We start from the raw sequence: 23380 nt of genomic DNA on the forward strand, positions 1-23380 counted from the left end.
CAAGCCTAACTAAGACGATGGCAGGCCAGCTTTGAACACCACCCAGTCCACCATGATCACCACCGCCACGCTTCCCGGGTGCACACCGCGGCTGCTGCGCGCGCAAGCCGGTCGGGAAGACCTGGCCGCATACCGACAGCTCGGCGGCTACCGTCCGCTCGCCGGCGCCGAGGCATTGCTCGGCGAAGTCGAAGCCAGTGGACTCGTCGGCCGCGGCGGCGCGGCCTTCCCGCTGGCGGTCAAGTTGCGCACCGTGCGCGACAACGGCCGTCTGATCACCGCTGCGCCCGTGGTCATCGCGAATGGCGAAGAGGGAGAACCGGCTTCGGTCAAGGACCGCTGGCTGCTGCGCAACCGCCCCCATCTGGTGCTGGACGGACTGCGATTGGCCGCGGCGGTGGTGGCCGCTGACCGCGCCTACGTGTACGTGTCCGACCCCGAGTCGGCCTACAGCGTCGAAACCGCGCTCGGCGAGCTCGATTCCGACACCCTCGGGGCCGCGGTCCGCGTGTTGACCGTCCAGCCCGGATACGTGGCCGGCGAGGAGACCGCCGCGGTTCGGGTGATCAACGGGGGTCCGGCCAAGCCGGCCGACAAGCCGCCACGCCCATTCGAAGCGGGCGTCGATGAGCTGCCCACGCTGGTCAGCAATGTCGAGACGCTGGCCAATCTGCCTTACGTACAGGGCAACGGTTCGGCGGCGTTCCGCTCGCAGGGCACGTCGCTGTCGACCGGCACATTCTTGGCCACGATCACCGGTGCCGGCAAGCCGCCGGTGCTGTACGAACTGCCCTATGGTCTGGCGTTCACCGAACTGCTTGCCCTGCACGGGATTTCCCCTGAAGGCGTGCGGGGTGCGCTGACGGGTGGATACTTCGCGGGTCTGCTCAACCGTGCGGTGCTGGGGACCACGCTGGACCACGAGACGATGCGGCGCCTGGGCAGCGGCCTGGGCTGCGGCGCGGTCTCGGTGATCACCGATGATTGCCCCGTCGCGGTCGCGGCCGCCGTGCTGGCCTATTTCGACCGCGAGAATGCCGGCCAATGCGGTTCCTGCTTCAACGGGACGGCGGCGATGGCGGCCGCCGCCGGGGCGCTGCGCGACGGCGCCGCAACCAAAGAGGACGTCGACCGGTTGCGCCGCTGGTCGGTGCTGCTGCGCGGGCGCGGCGCCTGCGCCACACTTGATGCCGCCACCAATGTGGCCGCGAGCCTGCTCGACCAGTTCCCCGCCGAGGTCGCCGCGCATCTCGACAAAACCTGTCCGGATTGCGCCGGCGGCGCATTCCGCGCCGAACGTCCCTACGAGGCGCAAGCTCTGAGGCAAGCATGAAAATCCGTCTGGACCGCACCATTTGTGACGGCTTCGGAGTTTGCGCCAAGTACGCACCCGGATATTTCTCACTGGACGACTGGGGTTATGCATCGCTGATCGGGGACGGCACCGTGGCCGAAGCGGATCGCGACGCCGTGTTGCGCGCACTGATGGATTGCCCGGTGCATGCCATCACCGAGATCGGTGAACGCATCTTTCCCGCCGTCTCGCTACCGCTCACCGAGGCAGACGATCCGGCCGAGCATCTCAAAACCGACGAGAACGAAGCCGAATGGGGCTTCACCCGTTGAGCTTTCCCGGCTCTGACTCGTAGCCGACCAGGCAACTCGACTTCGACGCCGTGCTCGCTACGGAATAAACTGAGGCCAGCCGAGGCCGGGACAGCTCCACAGAGGAGGACCGTCATGGGGTGGTTTATTCGTCGCCTGACCGTCGTCATTGCGGTGGTTTTCGGGGCAATGGCGACGGCGGTGATCGCGACGCCGGGAATCAGCTGGGCGCAATGCGATTCGAACATGTCGTGGAATCAGGCGACGTTCGAGTGCAAACCGCCGCCCCCGGTGCCCGCGTGGTATGTGGCCCCGCCGGCGTACGCGCCGTCGTTCGCCGGGCTTGACGTCCCGCCCCCACCGCCACGGCCGTGGTGGTCACCGAACGATCCGATGTGGAGCGTCGGCTTTCACCAATGGGGTGCCTATTTCGACGGCGTCTGGGTGCCGTACTGACGCCGACGGTCATGGTCCCAATCGGCGAGCCACGCCTTCTGGCTCACGCCTGCTTGGCAGTGATAACGTAATTCTCCGATTCGTATAACGGGCCTACCACGTTGCACCCACGGGCCGTTCGACTCGCGGAGGTGACGTGTCAGCAGCACCGGGACGCCCATTGCCCCTGGTCACGCAGGAGAACGAGTTTTTCTGGACCTCGGGGGCCGATGGCAAGCTACGGCTGCAGGAATGTCGGGCCTGCCAATCCCTGATCCACCCGCCTGCGCCGGTGTGCCGTTATTGCCGGTCGCTGGATATCGGAGTGCGCACGGTTTCCGGCACGGCGACGCTGGCCGGCTTCACCATCAACGAGCGGTTCAGCCTGCCCGGGCTGGCGGCGCCGTTTGTGATCGCGCAGGTTGCGATCGCCGAAGACCCGCGGGTGCGATTAACGACCAACATCGTGGACTGCGAGCCCGATCAGCTCGAGCTCGGTCAACAGGTCGAGGTCGTCTTCGAGCAGGTCGAGGACGTGTGGTTTCCGCTGTTTCGGCCCATCCCCGACGCCGGGCCCGCTGCGCTGCCGGTCGACGAGATCGCACCGGAACGCTTCGGCGAATACGTGCGCCCGATGCTCACCACCGACAAGTTCGAAGACAAGGTGGCGCTGACCGGGATCGGCATGTCACCGATCGGCCGGCGGCTGATGCAACCGCCGCTGGCGCTGACGGTGCGGGCGTGCGAGGCCGCGATCGCCGACGCCGGCCTCACCTACGCCGACATCGACGGCCTGTCCACCTACCCCGGCGCGATCAATGTCGGCGGATTCGGGGAGGGTGGCACCACCGCTCTCGAGGGGGCGCTGGGTATTCGGCCGACGTGGCACAACGGCGCGATGGAGACGTTCGGCCCGGGCGGCTCGGTGATCGCCGCGATGCTCGCGGTCGCCTGCGGGCTGGCGCGTCACGTGCTCTGCTTCCGAACGCTGTGGGAAACCACCAACAGCGAGCTGATGAAGCAGGGCAAGATCACCCCGGCCGGTGCTTCCGCGGGCCGAATGTCGGGCTGGCAGATGCCATTTGGTGCGACCTCCGCGGCGCACACGTTGGCGATGAACGCGCAGCGCCACTTTCAGCGATACGGCACCACCAAAGAAACGCTGGGCTGGATCGCGCTGAACCAGCGGGCGAACGCCGAACTCAACCCGACCGCCATCTACCGAACCCCGATGACGATGGACGACTATCTCAACGCGCGGCCCATCACGACGCCGTTCGGCCTGTACGACTGCGATGTACCGTGCGACGGCGCGATCGCCGTGATCGTCTCCGCCATTGACGTGGCCCACGATATGGCCAAGCCCCCGGTCCTGGTCGAGGCGGTCGGAACGCAGATCGTCGAGCGACTCGACTGGGACCAGAGCACGCTGACCCATGAGCCGCAGGTGCTGGGCCAGTCCGCGCATGTGTGGACGCGCACCTCGCTGCGGCCCGCCGACGTCGACGTCGCCGAGCTCTACGACGGCTTTTCGTTCAACTGTCTGTCCTGGATCGAGGCGCTGGGCTTCTGCGGAATCGGTGAGGCCAAAGAGTTTTTGGACGGCGGCAAGAATATCGCCCGCGACGGCCAGCTGCCGCTCAACACGCACGGCGGCCAACTCTCGCATGGCCGCACCCACGGCATGGGCCTGCTGCACGAGGCCATCACCCAATTGCGCGGCACGGCGGGCGACCGTCAGGTCGCCGATGCCCGGGTCGGGGTGGTCAGCAGCGGCGGCCTCACCCCCAGCGGCGTGCTCCTGCTGCGAGCCGACACATGAGCACTGGCGCGCCGACTCCGCGACCCCGGCTGGTAATCGTCGGCGGGGTGCCGATGTCGGCGGTGGTGTGCGAAGCCGACGACCCCAAGGCCGTGATCGTGGCCATCCACGGCGGCGGCACCACCGCGGTCTATTTCGACTGCCCCGGCCATCCGTCGTATTCGCTCCTACGCACCGGCGCGGCAGCGGGATTCACCGTGGTGGCGCTCGACCGGCCCGGCTACGGCAGTTCGGCGCCCTACCCCGAGGCGATGGCCGAGGGCGACCAGCGCGTCAACCTGGCATACGGCGCCGTCGAACGCATCATCGGCGAACGACCAAGCGGCGCAGGTCTGTTCGTGATGGGCCATTCAGGCGGCTGCGAGCTGACGATGCGGATGGCCGCCGACGAACGCGGCGCCGAGCTGCTCGGCATCGAATTGGCCGGCACCGGCCGGCACTATCACCCGGCAGCCAAAGAAATACTCAGAACAGCGACCCGCGAACGCCGCCCGCCGGGCATGCGCGACCTGCTGTGGAGCCCGCAGGAGATGTATCCGACCGAGGTGCTCGGCGGAGCGACGGTATCCCCCTCGGCTCCCTCCTATGAGGACCAGATGGTGTCGGACTGGGCCCGTCAAACCTTCCCGACGCTAGCCCCCGCCGTGCGGGTGCCGGTGCACTTCAGTATCGCCGAGCACGAAAAGGTCTGGCAGACCGATGATTCGGCGGTGCAGGAGATCGTCTCGATGTTCTCCGGCGTGCCGCGATTCGCCCTGCACCGGCAGCCTGACGCCGGCCACAACATCAGCCTCGGCCACTGCGCCCCGGAATACCACGCGAAGGTTCTGGGGTTCGTCGACGAGTGCGTGGCCGCGCGTTCAACCGACGAAGAGGCCGCCGGATGAGGGTCGGATTCATCGGATTGGGCAGCCAGGGCGGCCCCATGGCCCGGCGGATCGTCGAAGGCGGATTCGCGACCACCCTGTGGGCGCGCCGGCCCGCGTCGGTCGAGCCGTTCGCCGACACCCCGGCGGAAATCGCGTCCTCACCCGCCGAACTCGCCGCCGCCAGCGATCTGGTCTGCCTGTGCGTGGTCGGCGAGGCCGACATCGAGGAAATCGCCACCGGTGACCAGGGCCTGTTCGCAGGCCTCCAGCCGGACAGTGTGATCGCGGTGCACAGCACTGTGCACCCCAACACCTGTTTCGCAATAGCGGAAAAGGTTGCAAGTAAAGGTGTTTCGGTGCTGGACGCACCGGTCAGCGGCGGCGGTCCGGCTGCGGCGCAGGGACGTTTGATGGTGATGGTCGGCGGCGAAACCGACGCCGTCGAGCGCTGCCGCCCCGTCTTCGAAACCTATGGCGATCCCGTCGTCCACCTCGGCGAACTGGGCACCGGCCAAACCACCAAGCTGCTCAACAACCTGTTGTTCACCGCGAACCTGGGGACCGCGGCCACCGCCCTTTCGCTGGCGCAGTCCCTCGGCGTCGCACCGGAGCGGCTCATCGAAGTCGTCTCACGCGGCAGCGGAAACAGCTTCGCGCTCAATGTCATCGGCGGAAGCGGTGGCCTGGACCGGCTGGCCGGTGTGGCGGGAACGTTGCTGCAGAAGGACGTGCGACTGATCGTCGACCTCGCCGAGGCGGCCGCCGCTCGCGGGGGCGCCGTCCTCGACGCGGCCGACGCCGCGCTGGCAATGATGGGTAATCCCCGATGAAGGCGCGGTGAAAGTCGGGTTCGTCGGGGCCGGGCGGATGGGCCGTCCCATGGTGGCCCGTCTCGCCGCGGCCGGCCACGACGTCGCGGTCTTGGTCCGCGACGCGACGGACGACGCCCGGCGTCACGATCTCGAGCAGCTGGGCGTAGCCGTGGTGAACTCGGTGACCGACGCCGCCACGCGGGCCGATGTGGTGGTGCTCTGCGTGTTCACCGACGAGCAGGTGCGACAGGTCTGCCTGGACGGCTCACTGCTGTCGGCCATGCCGACGGGTTCGACGCTGGTGGTGCACACCACGACCCGCCCCGAGACGATCGAGGCCATCGCGGCCCAGGCGGGCCATGTCCAGGTGGTTGACGCCGCGGTCAGCGGCGGCCCGCACGACATCGCGGCGGGCACCCTCACGCTGTTCGTCGGCGGTCCGGATGCCGCTGTGGCCCGACTGCAAACAGTATTGGGCTGCTACGGCGATCCGGTACTGCACGTCGGCCCGCGCGGCGCCGGTCAGACGGTGAAGCTGGTCAACAATGCACTGTTCGCCGGCCACCTCGGGCTGCTCGCCGAGTCAATCCGGCTGGGCGAGCGCCTGGGCGTTGCGGAACCGACCCTACTGAGCGCGTTGGCGCACGGCAGCGCCACCAGCCGGGTGCTGGACATCGTGGCCGCAACGGGCTCGATCGCGGCGTTCCTGGAGGTGGCCGGGGAATTCATCGGAAAAGACGTCGCGGCCGTGCGCGGCACCGCCGCAGACCTCGGTGCGCTCGACGGCGTCATCGACGTCCTCAATGTCGGCGGAAAGGTTTGACGTGTCGGCACTTCGGTTCTTCCCGGTTCGCGACGAAAGCGCTACCGTTAGCGTTACAGTCAGGCATTCAATCGTAACGGTTCCAGCCCGCCCTAACCCTCGCCGCTGAGGAGCATGTCAGTGACAAAGCCGAAAGTTCTCTTTGATCCGTACTCCGACGACTTTTACAACAATCCGTTCGAGATCTATGCGCGGATGCGCGAAGACGCGCCGTTGTACTACGACGAGAAAGAGGACTTCTACGCGCTGACCCGCCACGAAGACGTGGCGGCGGCATTCAAGGACTTCGAGACGTACTCCTCGGCGCGCGGGTGCGACCTGGCAATGGTGCGCCGGGGTGTCTCGCCTGAGCAGCGGTCGATCATCTTCATGGACCCGCCGGACCACCGCCACATGCGCAGCCTGCTCAACAAGGCGTTCACCCCTCGGGCCGTCCAATCGCAGCGCGAAACGATCATCGAGGTGATCGACAAGTACCTGGACGCCTGCGATCCGGAGAACTTCGACGTGGTGCAGGACTTCTCCGGGCCGTTCCCGGTGGAGGTCATCACCCGGATGGCCGGTGTGCCAGAGGAATACCGCCAGCAGGTGCGGCACTGGATCGACACCAGCCTGCATCACGAACCCGGACAGATCGAGATCAGCGAGGCCGGAATGCAGGCCAACATCGAGACCGCGATGTATTACTACGGTCTGATTCAGCAGCGGCGCGCGGACCCGCAAGACGACATGATCAGCAGGTTGATCGCGGCCGAGATCCCCACCGACGACGGTCAGCCCCGCAAACTCGACGACATCGAGATCTGCGGGTTCGCAACCCTTCTGGGCGGTGCCGGCGCCGAGACCGTCACCAAACTGATGGGCAACGCGGCGGTCATCTTCGCCCGGCACCCCGACCAGTGGCAGAAGCTACAGGACGACCGCGAGAAGATCCCGGGGGCCGTCGAAGAGTTATTGCGCTACGAGGGGCCGGTGCAGTACAACGTCCGCTACACCCTCAAAGAGGCACACGTCAGCGGCGGCGTGATTCCCCCCTTCAAGCCGGTATTCCTATGCGGCGCAGCGGCCAACCGCGACAGCGATGCGTTCACCGACGCCGACACGTTCGACATCGAGCGCGACCAGACCGAGGCCCAGCATCTCGGCCTGGGATATGGCATTCACAGCTGCCTCGGCGCCGCTCTGGCCCGCTTGGAAAGCAGAATCGCACTGGAGCGACTGCTGGACTTCATGCCTCGCTACGAGGTGGACTGGTCGGGGTGCAAGCGGGTAACCATGCAAAACGTGGCGGGCTGGAAAAGCGTGCCCGTCAAAGTGCTTCGATGAGGGGGCCACGATGACGAGGAAGATCGAGGTCGATTGGGGACTCTGCGAGAGCAATGGTGTCTGTATGGGCATCAACCCCGACATCTTCGAGCTCGGTGATGACGACATGCTGACCGTTCACACCGAAGAAGTCACCCCGGAGAACGAGGCGGACGTGCGCGAGGCCGTCCGTCAATGCCCTCGGCAGGCAATCGCGATCGTCGGAGAATAGCGGTCAGAATCCGGAGAGGATGACCGCGTTGCAGTCGGCGGCCGCCTGGCGCAGTTTGGCCGCCTTCTGGTAGCCCTCGGATTCGTACCAGGCGCGGGCGGCATCGACGGATTCGAACTCCAGCACGACGGTCTGGTCGCCGTGCCAGTCGCCCTCGATGACTTCCGGCGCGGTATCCACCGCGAGAATGGTGGCCCCGCTCATCGCCGAGCCGGCAGCCTTGCCGTAAGCCTTCATGCCCTCTGGGTCCTTGATGGCCTCGGTGAGGATGACGTACCCTTTTGGCCCGTTAGGCACTGCGATCTCCTTATCCGACGGTGTATTTCGCTACTTCTCGCTGATCGCCTGTTCGGGACAGCACTCGATGGCCTCCTGGGTAGCGGCTTCCAATTCCGTTGGGACATCGGAATCTATCGCTTCTGCGTAGCCGTCGTCAGTCAGGCTGAAGACGTCTGGACAGAGCGTGAGGCACATACCGTGGCCGCGACAGCGCTGGTCGTCTACCCAGACTTTCATGCCAGCGTGAACTCCAAGTGCAATTCGCTCAGGCCACGCAGAATGTAGGTCGGAACATATTGGTAGCGGCGGTCATTCGCCGGCCCGTGCATCTCCTCGCTGATCCTGATGTCGGTCGTGCGATCCAGCAGCCGCTCGATCGCCACGCGGGTTTCGGCCCGCGCCAACGGCGCGCCCGGGCAGCTATGGATGCCGCGCCCGAACGAGATGTGCTGTCGGGCGTTCTTGCGGGTGGGATCGAATGTGGTGGGATCTTCGAACCGGCGCGGGTCGCGGTTGGCCGCCGCCTGCACGATCATCACGGTGGTGCCGGTCGGCAGGTCTACACCACCGACCTTGACGGGCCGCCGGTTCATCCGGAAGTCGCCCTTGACCGGGCTCTCGTGGCGAAGCGACTCCTCGATGAAGTTGGGCAGCAGGCTGCGGTCCTTGCGCAACTGCGCCTGGATGTCGGAGCGCTCGCCCAGTGTCTGCAACGCCGCGCCCAGCAGCCGAACCGTGGTCTCCTGGCCCGCGGAGAAGACGTTGGCGGCAACGCGCGCGACGTCTCCGACATCCGGTGTCGAACCGTCGGGGAAGGTGGCGGTCGCCAGCCCGGTCAGCACGTCATCGCGAGGATTCTGCCGTCGGTCGCGGACATAGTCGGAGAACAGCCCGTACAGGAATTCCAGCGGGCTGTGTGACAGCGATTCCTTGCCGGTGCCGCCAATCCCACCACCGGCGTGCTCGGCGATGCCCTTGACGAACTTGTCGCGGTCTTCCATCGGCACGCCCAGCAGGTCGGCGATCACCAGCAGGGTGAAGGGGCCGGCGAAGCCCTTGATCCATTCGCCGTGCCCGGGTGCCAGGAAGTCGTCGAGGGCCTGGTCGGCGAGCGCCCACATCGCGTCCTCGTTCTCCTTGAGGCGCTTGGGGGTGATCAGCCGCATCAGCAGCGAGCGGTGATTGGTGTGGGTGGGCGGGTCGAGGGTGGGCAGCTGGTCGCTGAACGGCAGCTCGTCGCGATGCTTTTCGATCAGGTCGGTGATATCACTGTCTTCCAGACCCTCCAGGCTCACCGGGAAGCCGGGAAACGGCCCGGTCACCGAGATGCACGAGGACCAGGTGTCGGCGTCGTTCAGCACGGCGCAGGCCTCTTCCCAGCCGGTGACCATCGTGACCCCGTGGTGCTCTTCGCGGGCCACCGGGCACTGCTGGCGCAGCGACTCGTAGTAGGGGTACGGGTCCGCGATGAGCTCTTTGCCTCGGAAGAAGTCCATCTTGGAGAAGTCGTTCGTCATCTTGCTCCGTTCGAATCTCAGCAATGAGAATGAGCCTCTCAGAGATGAGCATTAGATTTCCACACGGCGGGATCGCCGTCAACGACGGGTGCCGCCAAGCGGTCAGCGCAGGAGTGCAGTGCCCTGGGGCTCAACCAGCCGGGACCAGATCGGCAGCCACCGACGGACACGCCAGCAGCCCGCTGCGAAAGTTCTCCGTGTGACCAATCGAGTGCTCGGGCATCGCCGCGGCGGCCAGCGCCTTGGCCTTGAACATCTGGGCGGCCATGCTCAGCCGGTGTAGTACCTGGCCGACGCTGCCATCGAGCTCCGCGGGCCAGGTGTCACCCCACAGCGTGACCTCGGTGACGCCGTGATCGAGCGCCCGCAAGACGCCCTGGCGCACCCGCGAATCGCAACCCAACAGATCGGCCGCGGCCGCCAGCGCCTGCGGGCGGGGACGGTCGTCGACCGACTCCAGCGCGCGGTCGAGGTCGAGGGTGCGGGCCCCGATGATCTGCAGCGGCCGAAGATCGGAGTGGTCGGCCAGGTCGGTGAGCAGGACGGTGACGTCCCATCCGGCCATCGACCGGTCGAACAGCCACCCCCCGGCGAACCGGACCACGTCGACGACGCTGGAGGCGACGACGTCGAGTCGGTACCTCATGTCGTGCTCAGCGGCCTTGTCCGTAGCTTTTTCTAAGGCGCGAAGTCGCGCGCCAGCGTCTCGGCGTACTGCTTGAACACCTCGGTCAGCGGTATCGAAGGATCGAGCAACCATGTGGTTTCCATTCCGTGGACGAAGGCGAGTATCTCCACTGCCTTGATGGTGGGGTCGATGTCTGCGCGGTACCGGCCGTCGGCCTGACCGGAGCGGATGAGGTCGGCAACGATGTCGACGGCTTGCCGGTGCCGGTCGAGCATCCGGTCGTGTAACGGAGCGTCGGGTTGAATGTTCTCGACCAGCAGCACCGTGAACGTGCCGACCAATTCGGGCGCGCGGTGGAACCGATCGGCGACCGCGGAGATCTGGGCCATCAGGTCGCCGGCGCGGTCGGCGTGCGAATCGTCGTCCTGATCGCGGGCGTCCAGGACCGCGTGCAGCAGCTGTTCCTTGGACTCGAAGTGGTGCAGCAGCCCCGCGGGGGTGACGCCGGCCTCGCCGGCGATCTGGGCCAGCGTGGTGTTGCGCCAGCCGTTGCGAATCAGCAGACGCTGGGCGACCGCGAGGATCCGCTGCTTGCGGTCCTCACCTTTGGCGAGAAGCGTGTCGTAACGCCGTGCGTCTGGCACCGGGCTCCTTTGGCCGATCGGCGGGCTCAACCAACCTTCTGAACACACAGTAGGTAGGTTTCCCGCCTGTGACAACCGGCTCAGGCGGACTCATGAAAAGCGCTAGGCGACCAATTCGACCAGGGTGGCATTGGCCGTGCCGCCGCCCTCGCACATAGTCTGCAGCCCGTAGCGAATGCCGTTATCGCGCATATGGTGCGCCAACCGGGTCATCAGCACCGCCCCCGACGCGCCCAGCGGGTGGCCCAGTGCGATGGCGCCGCCCAGCGGATTGACCAGGCCCGGCTCGGCGCCGGTCTCGGCGATCCAGGCCAGCGGGACCGGCGCGAAGGCCTCGTTGACCTCGAATGCACCGACCTCTGCCAGCGAGACACCCGCCTTATTCAGCACCCTTTCGGTGGCCGGAATGGGACCGGTGAGCATCAGCACCGGGTCCGCCCCGGTGACGGCTCCGGCGCGGTAGCGCACGATCGGTGTCAGCCCCAGCTCGACTGCCATTTCCGAGGTGGTCACCAGCAGCGCGGCGGCACCATCGGAGATCTGTGAGGAATTGCCGGCGTGAATGACGCCGTCCTCGGCGAAGGCGGGCTTGAGCGCACTCAGCTTTTCCACCGTGCTCCCCCGCCGCACACCCTCGTCCGCGGTGACGACGGCCTCGTCGTCGGTGATGACCGGGATCATCTGGTTGGTGAAGGCGCCGCTGTCCTGCGCGGCCGCGGCCCGTTCATGAGATTGAACGGAGAATTCGTCGAGTTGGGTGCGCGAAAAGCCCCACTTCTTGGCGATCATCTCCGCGGACAGACCTTGGTTGAAGGAGAAGTCGTCATAGCGGGCGAGGACTTTCGGGCCGTAGGGCATGCCGGTCGCCCGCGCCGAACCCAGCGGTACGCGACTCATGACCTCGACCCCGCCTGCCACGACGACGTCCTGCTGGCCCGACATCACCGCCTGCACCGCGAAGTCCAGGGCCTGCTGACTGGAACCGCAGGCCCGGTTGACGGTCGTCCCGGGGATCCTCTCGGGCCAGCCGGCGGCCAATACCGCGTAGCGCCCGATGTTGCTGGACTGGTCGCCGACCTGAGACACACATCCCCAGATCACGTCGTCGATGATCTCCGGTCCCACCCCGGCGCGATCCAGCACCTCGTTGAGGACGAGGGCGGACAGGTCCGCGGCGTGCATGCCCGACAGTCCGCCGTTGCGTTTCCCGACCGGCGTGCGCACCGCCTCGACGATGACCGTCTCCCGCATGTCTCTACTCCGATTCCTGGTCAGATTTCGATAACGCCCACCGGCCAGTAAACGACGGCTCCCGTCGCTCGCTGAAGGCGGCATAGGCGGCGGCCGCATCCGCGGTCGCGAAGTTGCCGATCTGCGCGCGTGCCTCGTTGGCCAGCGCGTCGCGCAAGGTGCGGTCGGCGCCCTCGTTCAGCAGGGCTTTGGTCTGGGCCAAGGCAATCGGCGGACCCGCCGCCAGCCGCCCGGCCAAATCCTGAACGAAAGTGTCGATCTCCTCGGCCGACACCACCCAGGTGACCAGGTTCAGCGCGAAGGCTTCCGCGGCGTCGATGGTGTCGGCCAGCAGTGCCAGCCGCTTAGCCTGTTGCAGGCCAACGAGTTTCGGCAACAGCCAGGAGCCGCCGAGGTCGATTGACAAACCCCGTTTCGAAAAGATCTGCGAGAACGTGGAATCGGGCGTTGCGACCACCAGATCGCAGCCCAGCGCCAGGTTCCATCCGGCGCCGACCGCGACGCCCGTCACCTTGGCCACCGTCGGTTTCGGCAGCTCGTGCAGCGCCAGCGCGACGTCGGTGAGGCGTTGCAGCTTGTACTTCGGGTGGATGTCGTCGCTAATACCGATGTCGGCGCCGGAGCAAAACGCCCCGCCGGCACCGGTGATCACCACCGCACGCACGTTGTGGTCACGGCCCGCCTCCAGCAGCGCGTCGCGCAACGCGATCCACAGCTCGGGGCTGATGGCGTTCTTGCGGCGCGGACGGTTGAGGGTCAGCGTGCGCACCCCATCGTCGTCCTCGCACAACAGCACGGCTTCGTCGGTAGTGGTCATCGAGGTCGAACGTACGTCAGGTCACCATGCCGCCGTCCACCGGCAGCACCTGCCATCAATAACTCCTCGGCAGTTTCAGGACATTGGCGCCCAAGAAGTTCAGAATCATCTCCTGGCTGACCGGAGCGATCTTCATCAGCCGGGACTCACGGAAGTAACGGGTGATGTGATATTCCTCGGCGTAGCCCATGCCGCCGTGGGTTTGCAACGCCCGGTCGGCGGCCGCGAAGCCCGCATCGGCACAGAGGTACTTTGCGGTATTCGCTTCTCGCCCACAGGGTTTGCCGTTGTCGTACAGCCAGGTGGCCTTGCGCAGCATCAGTTCGGCGGCGTCGAGACGGGCCAGGGAATCCGCGAGCGGGAATTGCAGGCCCTGGTTCATGCCGATCGGCCGGCCGAAGACCTCACGCTCGTTGCCGTACTTCACCGCTTTTTCCAGCGCCACCCGGCCGATGCCGAGTGCCTCTGCCGCGATCAGCATCCGCTCGGGGTTGAGGCCATCGAGGATGTACTGGAATCCCTTGCCCTCCTCGCCGACTCGGTCCTCGACTGGCACCTCTAGGTTGTCGATGAACAGTTCGTTGGAGCTGACGGCATTGCGGCCCATCTTGCGGATCGGGCGGACGTCGACGCGGCTGCGATCGAGATCGGTGAGGAACAGCGTCATCCCGTCGGTCTTCTTGGTGACCTCGTCATAGCTCTGGGTACGGGTCAGCAACAGGATCTTGGAGGATTCCATCGCCTTGGAGATCCACACCTTGCGCCCGTTGACGACGTACTTGTCTCCGTCGCGCTTAGCGAACGTGGTGATGCGTGAGGTATCAAGTCCGGCACCGGGTTCGGTCACACCGAAGCAGACGTGCACCTCACCCGTCGCCACCGATGGCAGGGTGCGCGCCTTGAGGTCGTCCGAACCGTGCACGACGACGGGTTGCATGCCGAAAATGGACAGGTGGATCGCGCTGGCCGCGTTCATCGCACCGCCGGACTTGGCCACCTCCTCGAGCAGGATGGTCGCCTCGGTGATTCCGAGTCCATGACCACCGTACTCGGCCGGGATCGTCATACCCAGCCAGCCGCCATCGGCTATCGCCTGGTAGAACTCGGCCGGAAACTCATGCGCGAGATCCTTTTCCATCCAGTACTGGTCGTCGAACTTGCGCGCGAGCTCGGCGACCGACTTGCGGATCAGCTCCTGATCATCGGTCAGCTCAAAATTCATTCCACCGCCGGGCACCGCCAGATCTCCTTCAAGTCAGTTCATGCACCGGCGCACCAGCGATTCGGCGGGCCGTCAGTCCTTGTTCCCGCTAAGGGCTTTCGCGTTGGCCGCGAAGTCCGCGAAGGACGAGCCGCCTCTGGTGTCCTTCGCGTGGCCCGCCGCCTTGATCGACACGTCGTGCCCCTGGGCCGCCTTGCGTAGCGCGCCCACGGTGGCCTGCTCGCGCGAAATGTGGCTGAACGGGTCGAACGAGTACCACCGCATCGCGTTCTCGTAGGTCATCTTGTTGATCTCGTCGTCGGGAACATTGTTGAGGCTCAACACATCCCACAGCTCCTCGGGCGCACCCGGCCACATCGAGTCGCTGTGCGGGTAGTCAGCCTCCCAGCAGATGTTGTCGATGCCGATCATGTTGCGCAGCGCCACACCGACCTTGTCGCTGATGAAGCAGGTCAGGAAGTGATCGCGGAAGACCTCGCTGGGCAGTTTGCCCTTGAAGTCCTGGTGCGTCCAGGCGGAGTGCATCTCAAAGGTCCGGTCCGCGCGCTCCAGGAAGTAAGGAATCCAGCCGGTCCCACCCTCGGAGAGGGCGACCTTGAGGTCCGGGTATTCCTTGATCGGCCGCGACCACAACAGGTCCGCTGCGGCCTGCACGATGTTCATCGGCTGCAGCGTGATCATCACGTCCATCGGCGCGTCCGGCGCCGTGATGGCCAGCCGGCCCGAGGAACCGATGTGCACGTTCATCACGGTGTCGGTGTCCACCAAGGCTTTCCACAGCGGGTTCCAGTACTCGTCGTGGAAGCTCGGATAACCCATCGCGGCGGGGTTTTCGGTGAAGGTCAGCGCGTGCACGCCTTTCTTCGACACCCTCCGCACCTCGGCGGCGCACGCCTCGGCGTCCCAGATCACCGGGATCGCCATCGGGATGAAGCGCGCCGGGTAGGCACCGCACCACTCGTCGATGTGCCAGTCGTTGTAGGCCTGCACCAGCGCGATCGAGAAGTCATGATCGTCGGTCGCGAACAGCCGCCCGGCGAAACCGGGGAACGACGGGAAGCAAATGGAGGCCAGGATGCCGCCGGCGTTCATGTCCTTGACGCGCTCGTCGACGTTGTAACAACCGGGCCGGATCTCGTCGAGCCCGGTCGGCTCGATGCCGTACTCCTCCTTGGGCCGGCCGGCGACGGCGTTCAGCGCGACGTTGGGGATGACCGTGTCGCGGAACTTCCACATGTCAGAACCGTCATCGTTGTGCACCAGCCGCGGTGCGTCGTCCTGGTACTTCTTCGGCAGGTGGTTCTTGAACATATCGGGCGGCTCGACGGTGTGGTCGTCGACGCTGATCAGCATCATGTCTTCTTTGTTCATGAGCTTCCCTCTCCATCGGATCCCCGTGCAGTCTGCTCCAAGGGCATTGGCTGTCGTCTCGCCCCACTACCTCTGAAAACTAGCTTCTCGCCAGGTGAGAATCAACATCCACAGGACCGGACGAGCAAATCGAGGCCCTGTTCCGGCATACCGACATCAAGCCCCGATTGCCCGCCTACGTGCGACGACGCTATCCCAGAAAGGCCAGCACCGGGCCTGAACCCCTCGAATGAACCAAAGTTTTGTTCTGCGCCCGCGGGTGCGGCGTTTCCCGGCGGTCCCGACATACCGGTGTACGGCGGCGAGGTTCTCGGCCAGCTGCGGTGCACTACCCGTTGGCATTGACCAACCGAGCGAATCATGCAAGTCTGTTGGTTGTAAATGAGAATCTGATTCTCTTTCGCCGAGAGGATACCGTTGATGCGCTTGTCGCCGCTGCCCGCGGATCAGTGGGACGAGGCTACCCAGCAGGCACTCTCGGCGATGCGGGGCGCGGACACCAATAACGCACTGTCCACGCTGGCCCACCATCCGCCCCTGGCCAAGGCGTTCCTCCGATTCAACGTCCACCTGCTGATGACATCGACGCTGCCGGCCCGCATCCGCGAACTGGCCATTCTGCGCGTCGCGCATCGCCGCGAGTGCGCCTACGAGTGGTCGCACCACGTCAGCATGGCCAAGGCGGAGGGCATCACCGGCGAGCAGATCGACGACGTTCGCCGGGGCGAGGCCACCGACCCGTTCGACCGCACGGTGCTGACCGCGGTCGACGAACTCGAGGAACAGTCCCAGCTATCCGACCAGACCTGGGCGGCGCTGGGAGAACGCCTCAACAACCAGCAGCGCATGGATTTCGTCTTCACGGTCGGCTGCTATGGCTTACTGGCCATGGCTTTCAACACTTTTGGCGTAGAGCTCGAACAGGCCGCCGAATCCGGCGGCAAGACCTAGACAAGAGAGGTTAAGAACGTGGCCCACTTCCCCAAGCCCGCCGCCGGCAGCTGGACAGAAAACTACCCCGAGCTGGGGACCGCGCCGGTCGACTACGCCGACTCGATCGACCCGGCATTCTTCGAGGCCGAGCGCGACGCGGTCTTCAAAAAGACCTGGCTCAACGTCGGCCGGGTCGAGCGGCTGCCCAAGACGGGCAGCTACTTCACCAGGGAACTGCCGTCAGTCGGCAAGGGCACCTCGGTGATCATCACCAAGACCAAGGACGGAACGGTCAAGGCCTACCACAACGTCTGCCGGCACCGCGGAAACAAGCTGGTGTGGAACGACTTTCCCAATGAGGAGACCTCCGGCACCTGCCGGCAGTTCACCTGCAAGTACCACGCCTGGCGCTACAGCCTGGATGGCGATCTGACCTTCGTCCAACAGGAAGACGAGTTCTTCAACCTCGACAAGAGTCAATACGGTCTGGCATCGGTTCGCTGCGAGGTGTGGGAAGGCTTCATCTTCATCAACTTCGACGACAACGCGGCGCCGCTCACCGATTACCTCGGGCCGCTGGCCAAGAGCATCGAGGGCTATCCCTTCGGCGAGATGACCGAAACGTACTCGTACCGGGCCGAGGTAGGCAGCAACTGGAAGCTGTTCATCGACGCGTTCGTCGAGTTCTACCACGCGCCGATCCTGCACCAGGGGCAGTACACCAAGGAGGAAGCCGCCAAGATCCAGAAGTACGGCTACGAGGCACTGCACTACGAGGTGGCCGGCCCGCACAGCCTGCAGTCGACCTGGGGCGGTCAGGCGCCGCCGGCGGACATGAGCATGGTCAAGCCTCTGGACCAGGTGCTGCGCAGCGGCTTGTTCGGCCCGTGGGACAAGCCCGAGCTGATGCAGAACTTCGAGCTGCCGCCGGGCGTCAACGTGAAGAGGGTGCCCCAGTGGGGCATCGACTCGTGGCTGTTCTACCCGAACTTCATGCTGCTGATCTGGGAACCCGGCTGGTATCTGACCTACCACTACTGGCCTACCGCGGTGGACAAGCACATCTTCGAGTCGTCGCTGTATTTCGTTCCGCCGCGCAATGCACGGGAGCGCCTGGCTCAGGAGTTGGCCGCCGTGACGTTCAAGGAGTATGCGTTGCAGGACGCCAACACCTTGGAGGCAACCCAGACCATGATCGGCACCCGTGCCGTCAAGGAGTTCCTGCTGTGCGACCAGGAAGTCCTGATCCGCCACCTGCACAAGACCACCGGTGACTACGTGAAGGAGTACCAGCGCAATGGCGTTACCGTCTGAATTCGCTGCCCTGGAGTCATTTTTGGAGTGGGATCTGGCCACCGAGCCCGAGCGCTACGCCAAGCGGCTGGCCTCTACGATGCCCGAGATGCAGGCGTTCTATGACGTCGCGTTCCCGAAGCTGAACGACGCTATCGCGTACTGCGACAAGTTCCCGCTCAACGACCTGCCCGACGATGCGAAAAGCCTGATGCACATCATGCAGTCGTTGGTCATGGTGTCCTTCCCGATCGAGGCATGGAAGCAGCCGCGCGTTCCCGACAGCGGTGCGGCGTGGGTCGAAGTCATTCGGGAACCGGTGATCTGAGCGGTGCAGACGCTCAAGGCCGCCGGACTGCTTGACGTCGACGCCGGCGAAATCGTTTCGCCCGGCATCGTGAAGATCGCCGAAGACCGGATCGTCGGCGTCGGTGGCGAACCCGAAGGCGAGATCATCGATCTCGGCGATCAGATCCTGCTGCCCGGCCTGATGGACATGGAGGTCAACCTTCTGATGGGCGGGCGCGGTGAGACGCCCGGGCTGTCCCAGGTGCAAGACGATCCCCCGACGCGAGTGCTGCGGGCGGTCGGCAACGCCCGTCGCACCCTGCGCGCGGGGTTCACCACCGTGCGCAACCTGGGCCTGTTCGTGAAGACCGGCGGCTATCTGCTCGACGTCGCGCTGGGCAAGGCCATCGACGCGGGGTGGATCGACGGACCCCGAATCGTCCCGGCCGGACACGCGATCACGCCGACCGGCGGGCACCTGGACCCGACGATGTTCGCCGCCTTCATGCCGGGTGCGTTAGAGCTCACGGTCGAAGAGGGCATCGCCAACGGCGTCGACGAGATCCGCAAGGCGGTGCGCTACCAGATCAAGCACGGTGCCCAGCTGATCAAGGTATGCGTCTCCGGCGGTGTCATGTCGTTGACCGGTGAGGCTGGCGCACAACACTATTCGGACGAAGAACTGCGCGCGATCGTCGACGAGGCGCACCGGCGCGGGTTGCGCGTCGCGGCACACACGCACGGCGCGGAGGCGGTCAAGCACGCGGTCGCGTGCGGTATCGACTGCATCGAACACGGCTTCCTGATGGACGACGAGGCGATTCAGATGCTGGTCGACAACGACCGGTTCCTGGTGACCACCCGCAGACTCGCTCAGGCGATGGATGTGTCCCGCGCTCCGAAGGAATTGCAGGACAAGGCCGCCGAGATGTTCCCCAAGGCAGAGACATCGATCAAGGCCGCCTATGAAGCCGGGGTCAAGATCGCGGTCGGCACCGATGCGCCCGCAATCCCCCATGGCCGCAACGCCGACGAACTTGTCACGCTGGTCGAATGGGGCATGCCGCCGCTGGCGGTGCTGCGGGCCGCAACCACTACCGCCGCGGAGCTGATCAACAAGACTGACCGGGGCCGGCTGGCGTCGGGCCAACTCGCGGATATCATCGCGGTACCGGGAAACCCGTTGGAAGACATCACCGTTACCCAACGCGTCAGCTTTGTCATGAAAGGCGGCAAGGTCTATGCCAACACAGCCAACCAGAACTGACGATCTGGTCGAGATTCAGCAGCTGCTCGCCCGCTACGCCGTCACCATCACCCAAGAAGACATCGACGGCCTGATCGGCGTCTTCACCCCGGACGGGACCTACAGCGCGTTCGGCTCCACCTATCAGCTGGACCGCTTTCCCGAGCTGGTGGCCGCCGCACCAAAGGGCTTGTTCCTCACCGGAACTGCCTTGGTAGAGAACCTCGACGGCGACTCGGCGAGTGGCACCCAGCCGTTGTGCTTCATCGACGGCTCGACGCATGACATGCGGATCGGCTACTACCGCGACACCTACCTGCGGACCGCGCAAGGCTGGCGACTCAAGACCCGCGCCATGACGTTCATTCGCCGCAGCGGTGTGCACGACTCCGGACGCCCGCACGCCATCGGTCGTCCGCAGCCCTGAAAGCCGACCAGTGAATGTCGAGGAGTTCCGGTCGGGTCTGCGTAAGTGGCTTGACGAGAACGACTTAACGCCCGGACCCGACCACTCACTGCAGGGACACATGCTGCAGTTCCGCCGCGTCAGCCGGGCGTTGTACGACGCCGACTGGATGCGCTACGGCTGGGCGGAAGAGGTCGGCGGGCTGGGCGGGCCGGCGCTGTTGCGCGCGATCGTCGGCGAAGAGGTGGTGGGCCGGCGGTTGGCCGAGCCCGGCCCGTATTCGATGCTCGAGGTGCTGACACCCACGATGATCGACTACGCCCCGCCCGAACTGGCCGCGGAGATGGTGCCGCGGCTGCTGCGCGGCGAAGAACAATGGTGCCAAGGCTTTTCCGAGCCCGGCTCCGGCAGCGACCTGGCCTCGCTGACCACTCGGGCCGTCCAGGACGGCGACAACTGGATCGTCAACGGGCAGAAGGTCTGGACCAGCTTCGCCCAGTTCTCCACCCGCTGCGTTCTGCTGACCCGCACCGGGCCCGGCCATGACGGCATCACCGCATTTTTCGTCGACCTCGACACCCCCGGGATTACCATCCGGCCGCTGCGCACCATGCACGGCGTCGACGAGTTCTGCGAGGTGTACTACGACGATGTGGTGATCCCGTCGAGCCGGATGCTCGGCAAGCCGGGCGACGGCTGGAAACTCGCGATGGACCTGCTCCCCTTCGAGCGGTCCACCTGCTTCTGGCAGCGCATCGCCTACCTCTACTCGCGCTTCGATGCGCTCATCGCCGAGGTCGCCGGCGGCAGCCAGCACGGCGGCCGCGACGAATACGATCTGGGCGCAGCGTATCTCGCGCTGCACACGCTGCGCTGCCGATCGCGTGCCACCCAATACCGGCTGCGCGACGGCGCCCGCCTGGGCCCCGACACCTCCATCGATAAAGTGCTGCTGGCCTCCGCCGAACAACGGCTGTACGACACCGTGCGCGACCTGCTGCCCGGCGACCTCGAGCTCGACGACGCGCCGTGGCGCTCGGAGTACCTGTACTCGCGTGCGTCGACCATTTACGGCGGGACCGCCGAGATTCAGCGCAACATCATCGCCCGCCGGCTCCTCGACCTCGGAAAGGAGTGATCATGGACCACTCCGAGGAACTGCGGTTACTGGCCGAGTCGGTGCGCACCGCGATGGGCTCGTCTTCCGGCGCCATGCTCGATGCGGCGCTGACGGACCTCGGCTGGCACGACATGTTGGACGAAATCCCAGATATCGCAATACCGTTGGTGTTCCGCCTGCTCGGCGAGACCGGCGCGCACGCGCCCGTGCTTAACGACGTGGTGCTGCGCGCGGCCGGACGGTCCCCCGGCGGCCTCACCCCGCTCCCGTTCGCCGGAGATTCCTGGGTGGTGTGGAAGCGCGACGACCTCCCAAGTTCGGCTATCGACAACGACTTGCCGATACATCCTGTCGCAGAAGGCGATTCAGCTGCGCAAGCTGGGCTGGCCGCCGGCCGGCAAGCATTGGGCTGGTGGCTGGTGGGTACCAGCCACGCGATGCTCGCACTCGCGCGCCAGCACGCCCTGGACCGAGTGCAGTTCGGCCGCCACATCAGCTCATTCCAGGCGATCCGGCACCGGCTGGCCGAGACACTGGTAGCGATCGAAGGCGCCGAGGCGACCCTGCACGCCGCCACCGCCGCATCCGACGACCCCGACGACCTGGCCAGCTTGCTGGCCAAAGCGGCGGCCGGTCGGGCCGCGCTGACCGCGGCACGCCACTGTCAGCAAGTGCTCGGCGGTATCGGTTTCACGGCCGAACACCGGCTTCACCACCACATCAAACGGTCGCTGATTCTGGACAACCTGCTCGGCAGCGCCCGGGAACTCACCTCACAGGCCGGAGCAGCCCTGCGGGCCAAGGGATCTGCGCCGCGGCTGGTGCAGCTGTAACGCCTGCGAGTCGCGCGCGGGCGCGCATTGCCTAGTATTAGCGCACATGCGCTATCACGTGGAACCTCGAAATCAGGCCGGCGTCGCCGCGGTGGTGCTGGGCGGGTTGGCACTCGCCACCTGCTGGTTGCTGATCGGGGTGCCGTTGGGTATCGCGGCACTGATCACGGGCGACATCGCCCGCCGGCGGGCGGGCCGCGGTGAGGCGACCAATCCCCGGGCCGCGGTGGCCGGCATGGTGCTCGGGACGGTGGCGATCGTCGCCGGGCTTATCGCCATCGGCTACTACTCCTGGCTGGACACCCAGGATCCCGACCGTTTGCAGCGATGCCTGGACAACCCCGCCACCAATAACTGCTAACCCCGGGGCAGCCCCAGGACTCGTTCGGCGATGATGTTGCGCTGAATTTCGGACGTGCCGCCGGCGATGGTCGCGGCGAAGGTACGCGTGTAGCGGTCAAACCAGCTGCCGTAATGGCTGTCCAGGTTGAGTGGAGCGAATCCAGCGGTGACCCCGCGCAGCACCAGTCCGTCACCCCCCTTTGCGTTCAGGGCGTCCTCGCACGCGCGTTGCATGGCCTCCGAACCGAGCAGCTTGAGCACCGACTGCGCGGGCACATCTTCGTGGCCACGCGCGGCTTTGGCCAAGGTCGCCGACCCAAGCAATCGCATCGCGTAAAAGTCCATCACCAGCGTGGCGTAGCGATCCCGCTGCACGGGTCCGGTAGGGCTGGACTCGACCGTCAGCGCGTGCAGCATGTCGGCGTAGTCCAGCCACAGCATGGCGCGCTCGTGGCCGAGTGAACCGGTCGCGACGCGCCAGCCCGCATTGAGCTCGCCGACCAAGTTCTCGGCCGGCACTCTCACGTCGGTGAAGAAGACCTCGTTGAAGTCGACGTCTTCGATGTCGGCCACCGAGGCGAACGGGCGACGCACCATACCGGGGGTGTTGGTCGGAATCAGTAAAGCGCTGATTCCCTTGTGTTTTGGCGCATCGGGGTCGGTGCGCACGAACGTCAGCAACACGTCGGCGTGATGGGCACCCGAGGTCCACACCTTCTGCCCGTTGACGACGAACTGGTCACCGTCAAGCACCGCGCGCGTCTTCAGCGAGGCGAGATCGGAGCCCGCGCCGGGCTCGCTCATTCCCAGCGATGCCGTCATCTCCGCGCGCAGAATCGGCACTGCCCAGCGCTGCTTTTGTTCCGGCGTCCCGAACGACAGCAATGACGCCGCGATGATGCCCACGCCCTGCGGATTGAAACTTTGATAGATCCGCCGCCGCGACAACTCCTCGAGGTACACGTATTGCTGCAGCAGCGTGGCGTTGCGACCGCCGAACTCCGGGGGGTTCCCGGGTATCAGCCACCCGTTGTCGAACAGCAACCGCTGCCAGCGGCGGGCCCACTGCGGAATGTCCGAACTCGATTGCGGCCGTTCGCCCGTCTGCGCCGCATCGAGGGGATTCGCGTCCAGGAAGGCCGCGAACTCCGCGCGAAAATCCTCGACGTCGGCGTCAAAGGTCAGCTGCACAGCACTCCCTGGAGATTCGCTAGCGCGTGGATTGCCGGTAGATCCGGGTTTCCACCGACGGCGCGGTTCGCTCTTGCGATTCCGCTTCTATACACA

General features: G+C 65.7%; 27 protein-coding genes. 17 read left to right on the plus strand and 10 right to left on the minus strand.

Annotated elements, in window-relative coordinates; all coding sequences use genetic code 11:
- The first annotated feature begins 31 nt into the window (after nucleotides 1–31).
- The 9 genes from AAHS21_RS07495 to AAHS21_RS07535 all read left to right on the plus strand — a co-directional run bounded on the left by AAHS21_RS07495 (nucleotide 32) and on the right by AAHS21_RS07535 (nucleotide 7903).
- A complete protein-coding gene (locus AAHS21_RS07495) occupies nucleotides 32–1333 on the plus strand; it encodes an NADH-ubiquinone oxidoreductase-F iron-sulfur binding region domain-containing protein (protein WP_342927035.1) in 1302 nt (433 codons plus the stop codon).
- Nucleotides 1330–1626, plus strand: coding sequence for a ferredoxin (locus AAHS21_RS07500; RefSeq protein ID WP_342927036.1), 297 nt, complete (start codon nucleotides 1330–1332; stop codon nucleotides 1624–1626). The genes AAHS21_RS07495 and AAHS21_RS07500 overlap by 4 nt, the downstream gene beginning before the upstream one ends.
- Nucleotides 1627–1740: 114 nt before the next feature.
- Nucleotides 1741–2061 (plus strand): hypothetical protein, encoded by a 321-nt coding sequence (locus tag AAHS21_RS07505; RefSeq protein ID WP_342927037.1) that lies wholly within the window; start codon nucleotides 1741–1743, stop codon nucleotides 2059–2061.
- 136 nt (nucleotides 2062–2197) lie between these two features.
- Entirely contained in the window at nucleotides 2198–3862 is a 1665-nt protein-coding gene (locus tag AAHS21_RS07510) for an OB-fold domain-containing protein (protein WP_342927038.1), read from the plus strand.
- Nucleotides 3859–4749, plus strand: coding sequence for an alpha/beta hydrolase (locus AAHS21_RS07515; RefSeq protein ID WP_342927039.1), 891 nt, complete (start codon nucleotides 3859–3861; stop codon nucleotides 4747–4749). The genes AAHS21_RS07510 and AAHS21_RS07515 overlap by 4 nt, the downstream gene beginning before the upstream one ends.
- Complete coding sequence (locus AAHS21_RS07520; RefSeq protein WP_342927040.1) at nucleotides 4746–5561, plus strand: NAD(P)-dependent oxidoreductase; 816 nt, start codon at nucleotides 4746–4748, stop codon at nucleotides 5559–5561. The genes AAHS21_RS07515 and AAHS21_RS07520 overlap by 4 nt, the downstream gene beginning before the upstream one ends.
- A 7-nt stretch (nucleotides 5562–5568) precedes the next feature.
- A complete protein-coding gene (locus tag AAHS21_RS07525) occupies nucleotides 5569–6366 on the plus strand; it encodes an NAD(P)-dependent oxidoreductase (RefSeq protein WP_342927041.1) in 798 nt (265 codons plus the stop codon).
- A 120-nt stretch (nucleotides 6367–6486) separates the two neighbouring features.
- Nucleotides 6487–7692, plus strand: coding sequence for a cytochrome P450 (locus AAHS21_RS07530; protein WP_342927042.1), 1206 nt, complete (start codon nucleotides 6487–6489; stop codon nucleotides 7690–7692).
- A 10-nt stretch (nucleotides 7693–7702) separates the two neighbouring features.
- Nucleotides 7703–7903, plus strand: a complete 201-nt coding sequence (locus tag AAHS21_RS07535; protein WP_090606577.1) for a ferredoxin — start codon at nucleotides 7703–7705, stop codon at nucleotides 7901–7903.
- Between the two features lie 3 nt (nucleotides 7904–7906).
- Here AAHS21_RS07535 and AAHS21_RS07540 read toward each other — a convergent pair whose 3' ends face one another.
- From AAHS21_RS07540 to AAHS21_RS07580, 9 genes are all read right to left on the minus strand, one after another.
- Nucleotides 7907–8200 (minus strand): DUF1330 domain-containing protein, encoded by a 294-nt coding sequence (locus AAHS21_RS07540; RefSeq protein ID WP_342927043.1) that lies wholly within the window; start codon nucleotides 8198–8200, stop codon nucleotides 7907–7909.
- Nucleotides 8201–8230: 30 nt separating this feature from the next.
- Nucleotides 8231–8419, minus strand: a complete 189-nt coding sequence (locus tag AAHS21_RS07545) for a ferredoxin (protein WP_085223765.1) — start codon at nucleotides 8417–8419, stop codon at nucleotides 8231–8233.
- Entirely contained in the window at nucleotides 8416–9699 is a 1284-nt protein-coding gene (locus AAHS21_RS07550) for a cytochrome P450 (protein WP_342927044.1), read from the minus strand. Before AAHS21_RS07550 ends, AAHS21_RS07545 begins: the two co-directional genes overlap by 4 nt.
- Nucleotides 9700–9829: 130 nt before the next feature.
- On the minus strand, nucleotides 9830–10345 hold the full coding sequence (locus AAHS21_RS07555) for a hypothetical protein (RefSeq protein WP_342927045.1): 516 nt from the start codon (nucleotides 10343–10345) through the stop codon (nucleotides 9830–9832).
- A gap of 32 nt (nucleotides 10346–10377) precedes the next feature.
- Nucleotides 10378–10971, minus strand: a complete 594-nt coding sequence (locus AAHS21_RS07560; protein ID WP_342927046.1) for a TetR family transcriptional regulator — start codon at nucleotides 10969–10971, stop codon at nucleotides 10378–10380.
- A gap of 102 nt (nucleotides 10972–11073) precedes the next feature.
- Nucleotides 11074–12222, minus strand: a complete 1149-nt coding sequence (locus AAHS21_RS07565) for a thiolase family protein (protein WP_342927047.1) — start codon at nucleotides 12220–12222, stop codon at nucleotides 11074–11076.
- Between the two features lie 4 nt (nucleotides 12223–12226).
- Nucleotides 12227–13039: an enoyl-CoA hydratase-related protein gene (locus AAHS21_RS07570; RefSeq protein ID WP_342927048.1), complete on the minus strand. Its 813-nt coding sequence runs from the start codon at nucleotides 13037–13039 to the stop codon at nucleotides 12227–12229.
- Between the two features lie 55 nt (nucleotides 13040–13094).
- Nucleotides 13095–14261 (minus strand): acyl-CoA dehydrogenase family protein, encoded by a 1167-nt coding sequence (locus AAHS21_RS07575; protein ID WP_342927115.1) that lies wholly within the window; start codon nucleotides 14259–14261, stop codon nucleotides 13095–13097.
- Nucleotides 14262–14333: 72 nt separating this feature from the next.
- A complete protein-coding gene (locus tag AAHS21_RS07580) occupies nucleotides 14334–15632 on the minus strand; it encodes an amidohydrolase family protein (RefSeq protein WP_342927049.1) in 1299 nt (432 codons plus the stop codon).
- A gap of 420 nt (nucleotides 15633–16052) precedes the next feature.
- On the opposite strand from AAHS21_RS07580, the gene AAHS21_RS07585 reads away from it, so the two are divergent.
- From AAHS21_RS07585 to AAHS21_RS07620, 8 genes are read left to right on the plus strand one after another with little or no spacing between them, the layout of a single operon-like run.
- Nucleotides 16053–16583, plus strand: a complete 531-nt coding sequence (locus AAHS21_RS07585) for a carboxymuconolactone decarboxylase family protein (protein WP_342927050.1) — start codon at nucleotides 16053–16055, stop codon at nucleotides 16581–16583.
- Between the two features lie 18 nt (nucleotides 16584–16601).
- Nucleotides 16602–17879, plus strand: coding sequence for an aromatic ring-hydroxylating dioxygenase subunit alpha (locus AAHS21_RS07590; RefSeq protein WP_342927051.1), 1278 nt, complete (start codon nucleotides 16602–16604; stop codon nucleotides 17877–17879).
- Complete coding sequence (locus AAHS21_RS07595) at nucleotides 17863–18186, plus strand: hypothetical protein (protein WP_342927052.1); 324 nt, start codon at nucleotides 17863–17865, stop codon at nucleotides 18184–18186. Before AAHS21_RS07590 ends, AAHS21_RS07595 begins: the two co-directional genes overlap by 17 nt.
- 3 nt (nucleotides 18187–18189) lie before the next feature.
- Nucleotides 18190–19413 carry an amidohydrolase family protein gene (locus AAHS21_RS07600; protein WP_342927053.1) on the plus strand — a complete coding sequence of 408 codons (1224 nt, stop codon included), beginning with the start codon at nucleotides 18190–18192 and terminating at the stop codon, nucleotides 19411–19413.
- Complete coding sequence (locus AAHS21_RS07605) at nucleotides 19388–19819, plus strand: nuclear transport factor 2 family protein (RefSeq protein ID WP_342927054.1); 432 nt, start codon at nucleotides 19388–19390, stop codon at nucleotides 19817–19819. Before AAHS21_RS07600 ends, AAHS21_RS07605 begins: the two co-directional genes overlap by 26 nt.
- A gap of 10 nt (nucleotides 19820–19829) precedes the next feature.
- On the plus strand, nucleotides 19830–20936 hold the full coding sequence (locus tag AAHS21_RS07610) for an acyl-CoA dehydrogenase family protein (RefSeq protein ID WP_342927055.1): 1107 nt from the start codon (nucleotides 19830–19832) through the stop codon (nucleotides 20934–20936).
- Between the two features lie 2 nt (nucleotides 20937–20938).
- Nucleotides 20939–21751, plus strand: a complete 813-nt coding sequence (locus AAHS21_RS07615) for an acyl-CoA dehydrogenase family protein (RefSeq protein WP_342927056.1) — start codon at nucleotides 20939–20941, stop codon at nucleotides 21749–21751.
- Between the two features lie 46 nt (nucleotides 21752–21797).
- Nucleotides 21798–22112, plus strand: a complete 315-nt coding sequence (locus AAHS21_RS07620; RefSeq protein ID WP_342927057.1) for a DUF4190 domain-containing protein — start codon at nucleotides 21798–21800, stop codon at nucleotides 22110–22112.
- On the opposite strand, the gene AAHS21_RS07625 is transcribed toward AAHS21_RS07620, so the two are convergent.
- Nucleotides 22109–23284, minus strand: coding sequence for an acyl-CoA dehydrogenase family protein (locus tag AAHS21_RS07625; protein ID WP_342927058.1), 1176 nt, complete (start codon nucleotides 23282–23284; stop codon nucleotides 22109–22111). The two genes, AAHS21_RS07620 and AAHS21_RS07625, sit on opposite strands and share 4 nt — an antisense overlap.
- Nucleotides 23285–23380: the final 96 nt, after the last annotated feature.

The organism is Mycobacterium sp. 050272, from assembly GCF_039023525.1.
In the GTDB taxonomy this organism is placed as follows: Bacteria; Actinomycetota; Actinomycetes; order Mycobacteriales; family Mycobacteriaceae; genus Mycobacterium.